Origin of the sequence: Haloferula sp., from assembly GCF_049672945.1 — a bacterium.
Lineage (GTDB): Bacteria > Verrucomicrobiota > Verrucomicrobiia > Verrucomicrobiales > Akkermansiaceae > Haloferula.
Genome location: NZ_JBATWY010000195.1, coordinates 1 through 5,342, shown reverse-complemented (window position 1 = coordinate 5,342; position 5,342 = coordinate 1). Strand labels below are relative to the sequence as shown.

Here is a 5,342-nt window from a genome sequence, read left to right as displayed (position 1 = left end):
ATCCGGAAGTGATCGCCTCACTGACCCCGGCGCGGATCGTCGCCGCCCGAGCCCGGAAAAAGGCCGCCGCCTGAACCTGTCAAGAGGGGGGCGTTTACCCCGCTTACCTTCCGTTGATCAGCAAGCTCGATTCAGCAACGAAATCACCAGCACCGATCTGCAACTGAGCCATCGTCATAGAGGCTCGTCATCCATCACGGGAAGGATCGAAGCCACTTCATCCCCATGGACCCAGCCCTGCGTCGCGCCATTATTGGCGTCGATCCAGTAGTAACCGTTCTTCATCTCCCCCAGCACCACCTCGCGGCCACCTGCGAGAGTTCCCCGCGAGTCCGCGGCTTCAAAGGGTGACAACCTCACGGTCGCCGGTGTCGCCAGAACGACCGCTCGTGATCTCGGATCGACCTGACCTTCCATCGGTCGCAGAACCATCCAAGGCACCGTCAGACTCAGCAAGAGGAAAGCGATCGCCCATCCCGCTCGCCTCCCTCGGGACCGAACCCACAGCACGGCCACCAGCGGACAAATCAGCGCCGCCAGCAAAGCAACCACAGCTCGGGTGTCAGGCGAAACACTTCCAAAGAATCCTCTCCACCCCCGCACCGGCGGCTCCGGGAACACCGCTGCCTGCTCCTGGCTCAACTTCAGATTGGCAAGCAAAGCCCGGTCGCCAGGACTCAAAATCAGCGCCCGTTCGAAGGCGAGAATCGCCCGCGCGTAGTCACCTGTCCGGAAATAGGCACTGCCCAGATTGTTCAGCACGGAAACCCGCGGGCCTTCCCCTTCGAGAACTTGCTCATAAGCTTCAATCGCCTGATCAAACTGACCATTCTCAAATTGTTGATTGGCCTCTTGGAAAACATCACTCGCTCCCGCAGGGAAAGCGAAGACCGCCATCAAAAGGAATACCATGAAAACATTCTTCATGCCGCCTTCGGCCTCCCTTCCGATGAGATGCTTTCAAGACCACGATCCAACTTGGTCTTCCATTGTTCGAGATCCGCTGCCTTTTCGCTCCTGCCCGAATAGTCAATCCGATCCGCTTCCCTGAGAATCTCCCCAATCCCGCCGTCCTCAAGATCACGCAGATCGGCCAAGGTCACCGCTTCAGGACGCATGCCGGTTTGTTCCGCCACCTGAATCCTGATCGCTTCCCGCGCGGCAACGAAAAACGCGACGCCATCACCCTGCTTGACTGCATTCTCCGCACTCAAGATGGCCTCACGAATGGCCGCTGCGTTCGCCTGCCGGGCAAGCTTCGCATGATCCACCTTACGATTCTTCCACCACCCAAAACCAAGGATTCCAAAGCAAACGGCCATCGAGCCTCCGACCACCGGCATGAACCAAGCGCGCTCGGAAAATGTCTCGTAGCTCTGAACGCGGCCGAGTTCCGTCCGCAAGGGCGCCAACTGCGGACCCTCCGGCTCATTCTTCTCCGCTTCCTTGGCCTCCGCCACCTCGACCGGCTTCGATGCTTCCCCGGTAATCGCCACCTCCTGAGGTTTCGACTCCACCCGCCGATACTCACCCTGCTCAGGATCAAAGTAGCTGAAAGCCAAGCTCACCGAACCCTCACCAGGAGCCAGGGGCACCGCGTTGAACTGAAACTCTTTCGTCCCGGCAAAGGAGGCCACATCACCCGGCGAAAAATCCCCGCTCCCTTCGTAAACTTTCCAATCTTCGGCGGGCTGCGGACGAGGCTCCTTCAAAAGTGAAAAATTTCCCGACCCCTTGAGCACCGCCTCGATCCGGCAAGGTTCTCCCACTTCGAGTGAACTCGGCATCCGCACCGATTCGAATGCGAACTCGCCGATCGCCCCGGTGAAGTCTTCCGGCCGGCCCTCGGTCGGCAACTCCGTGACTTCCAGCTTCGGCGGGTCCTCGGTCGAAAGCACCACCTCCTTTTCGATCATCGGCGCAAAGAAATCGTCGAAAAACGAACCCCTTCGGTGAGTCGATGATTGATCTCGAACACCCACTCGCGCCTCCAGCTGAAAACTCGCCGGATACTCCCCCGCCTTGGTCGCCGACAGACCACCGAACCAGGTCACCACCCGGTAGCGCTTCCCGTTCACGATCTCGGTCGATTGCTGGGGTTCCTCTGTTAGATTGTGCAGCGTGAACGCCGAGCCCTCAGGCCGTGGAGGCCCATTCAGCGAAACACTCGCATTCATCGGAAAGAACGCCCGGATCCGAACCGGCGCAATCTCACCAGGATAGACATTCGTCCTTTCCTTCTTGGAGAGTTGAAAAGTCAGATAGCCAAAGTCCCCCGCAGCCTCTTCGGCCTCCTCCGCATCTTCATCCTCACCCATTCCCGCGGGTGCCCCGTTCGCGCCGGGTCGCACCGTCAGCTTGAGTGGCTCGGTCGTCAGTTCCTCGCCGCCCACCTTGACCGTGGTTGAGGGAATCACATACTCCCCGACCTCCATCGAACCGACGACAAAAGTATAGGAGATCGAGCGACTCATCTTGCCGTTGATGATCTGCATTTGCTGCGACTGACCTCTTGGATTGATGATCAGATTCGCTACCTCGGCAAAGGAAGGGCTCGACTCGGGCGATCCGCCTTCGACCACCACGGTCAGCATGACCCCCTGCCCGGCCTCCACCGTGTCTGCCGATAGTCGGGTCGTCACTTCTGCCGCCTGCAGCGAAGACAGGCAGACAAAGCACAAGAGACTCAGTATTCGTAATAAGGACATCACCACGTTTTCTTCTTCGCACTTCGACCTTTCCGGCGCTCAGCACTCTGCTCTGATAGCGGCGCCGGCACCACGATCCGCTCATCATTGGCAAGCGATTCGAGAAGGCGAATGGCCTCTTCACGAGACATCTCACCCTGCTTCCGCATCTCGCCCTGAACTTCTTCGCCTGAATCTTCGCCCTCTGAACCCTGCGCATCCTGACGTGCTTCACCAGGATCACCCTCTGCCGCCTCCGGTTCACCCTTCGACATATCCTCCTGTCCTTTCGGCCCCTGATCCTCGCCCTCTTCACCTTCCTGGCCCTCGCTTTCCTGCTCCTGCTCTCCCTGCTCTCCCGACTGCTCCTCACCCTCTTTTCCGTTTTCGCCCTCTTGCTGCTCTCCCTCCTGATCTCCCTCCTGGTTTTCCTCCTGATTCTCCTCTGAGCCATCCTCACCGCCCTCGGAATCCTGCTGTTCCTCGTTCTCCTGCTGTTCCTGATCCTGCTGTTCCTGATCCTGATTTTCCTGATCCTGCTTCTCTTGATCCTGCTGGTCCTGGGGTTGCTGCTGCTTCAGTTCATCGAGCTTCTTTTGAACCAAATCGCGGTTGAAGCGTGCGTCCTCATCCGAGTCATCAAGAGCCAGCGCATCCTCGAAGGCCTTCACCGCCTGCTCCCAAGACGCCATCGTCTTTTTCGGATCCTCCTGCAGCTGACCCTGACCAATCCGGTAAAGCGAACTCCCAAGGTTATAGTAGGCCCGCTGCTGCACGGCGAGATCCGGAGTTTCCAATGAGTCCCTGAGTTTCTCCGCTGCCTCCTCGAACTCTCCGTTTTCGTAAGCCGTGGTTCCGGCATTGTAAGTCAACACCACGTCCGAACGGAGGTCCGTCATCGACAAACCCCATGCCATGACCAGCAAGGCAAGCGGCCGAACACGGCGCGCAACCGATACCAACTCCTTCAGTTTCCTCTCCCGCTTTCGCTCACCCATCACCGTCTGCAGCCCGAGAAGCAGAATCCCCAGCCCAAGCGGCCATTGATAGCGCTCCAAGGGAATCTTCTCCAGCTTCTGAGCCAGCTCGCTCTTCGGCACCAGAGCCAGGCGTTGTTGGTAGATCGCATCAAGGCCCTCGGCCCCACGTCCCAATGGCACATACAATCCGCCCGTTGACTCTGCAATTTTCTCCAAAGTCTCCGAGTCGAGCTTGGTCCTCACTTCCTCGCCGTTCTCATCCGTCAGATAACTCTGCCTTCCATAGCGGTCCTTGATCGGAATCAACTGACCGTCCGCAGCTCCAACCCCAACCGTGTAAATTGTCGTGCCCTGTTCCGCCGACTTTTCCGCAGCCTTCAAAGCTTCACCTTCAAGATCCTCTCCGTCGGTGATCAGCACCAGCAAGCGCTGGTTGTTCCCTTCTTCATCAAACAGTCGATCCGCCTCCTCAATCGCACTCGCCAGATCGGTGCCAGGTCTTGGGATTAGATCCGTATTGATCGCGTTCAATGATTCACGGAAAGCATCGTAGTCCAGGGTCAAAGGACAAAGCGCAAATGCCGTGCCAGCAAATGGAATCAAGCCGACCCGGTCACCCTCCAATTGATCCAAAAAATCGAGAATCCCCAACCTCGCCCGCTCCAGACGATTGGGCGTCAGATCCTCCGCCAGCATGCTTCGCGAGGTATCCACCGCGAAAAGAATGTCGATACCGCGGCGTTTCACCTCACGCCATTCATAACCAAACTGCGGGCGCGCCGCAGCGAAGCTCAGCGCCAGCACCGCCAGCAGCCACAAAACGCGGCGCGTCCACCTCAACGAAGGCGACCACCCGGCCACCAGCTTCGAGTGAAACCTCGGATGAGCCAGCTTGTTCAAATCCTCACGCCGACGACGATCCGATCTCAGAAACAAGAACACACCAAGCACCACAAGAACCGCCCCAACGGCGATCCAAAGAGGTTGAGCAAATTGAAGGGTGTCTTCGTTCATCATCTTAATCATCAAAACCAATCTCATTCATCTTATCCATCCTGGTCCAAAAATCTCACGGTAAATGTCGATATCGGGTTTCGCTCAATATTCGCTCCAGCAAAATCAGTCCCAACCCCGGCAAAAGGGCAAACAGGAACAACTCCTCGTAGTCCTCATATTTCTTCACGGTCCGCTTGGTCGTCTCAAGCTGGTTGATCTGCTCGTAAATCTTCACCAGCGAATCGGTATCCGTCGCCCGGAAGTACTGCCCGCCCGTCAGGTTGGCGATTTCCTTCAGCGACTCCTCGTCGATCTCGACCTCCACCATCCTCATCCGGTTGCGACCGAACATATCACGCATGGGCATCGGCGCCTCGCCCTGTGTCCCGGCCCCGATCGTATAAATCTTGATTCCAAGCGTCTTCGCCGCTTCCGCCGCCGTGACTGGATTCGCCGCACCGCCATTGTTCACCCCGTCCGTCAACAAAATCACAATCCGCGACTTGGCGTCGGAATCACGCAAATGACTCACTGATGAAGCAATCGCTGATCCAATCGCGGTGCCATCTTCCACCCGGCCGATCTGCACTTCCTTCAGGCGGTTCTTCAGCCAGTCATGATCCAAAGTCAGAGGACTGACCATGTAGGGTCGCCCGGCAAAGCCCACCATCCCGATCCG

Annotated in this window: 4 protein-coding genes; all 4 read right to left on the bottom strand. The window is 57.8% G+C overall.

The window, feature by feature from the left end; genetic code table 11:
• Nucleotides 1–174 precede the first annotated feature (174 nt).
• Nucleotides 175–927 (bottom strand): tetratricopeptide repeat protein, encoded by a 753-nt coding sequence (locus tag WBG04_RS18025; protein WP_424316100.1) that lies wholly within the window; start codon nt 925–927, stop codon nt 175–177.
• On the bottom strand, nt 924–2,708 hold the full coding sequence (locus WBG04_RS18020; RefSeq protein WP_424316099.1) for a BatD family protein: 1,785 nt from the start codon (nt 2,706–2,708) through the stop codon (nt 924–926). Before WBG04_RS18020 ends, WBG04_RS18025 begins: the two co-directional genes overlap by 4 nt.
• Nucleotides 2,708–4,684 carry a VWA domain-containing protein gene (locus WBG04_RS18015; protein WP_424316098.1) on the bottom strand — a complete coding sequence of 659 codons (1,977 nt, stop codon included), beginning with the start codon at nt 4,682–4,684 and terminating at the stop codon, nt 2,708–2,710. Before WBG04_RS18015 ends, WBG04_RS18020 begins: the two co-directional genes overlap by 1 nt.
• Nucleotides 4,685–4,736: 52 nt before the next feature.
• Nucleotides 4,737–5,342, bottom strand: a 606-nt coding sequence (locus WBG04_RS18010) for a VWA domain-containing protein (RefSeq protein WP_424316097.1), incomplete at its 5' end; no start/stop codon positions are given.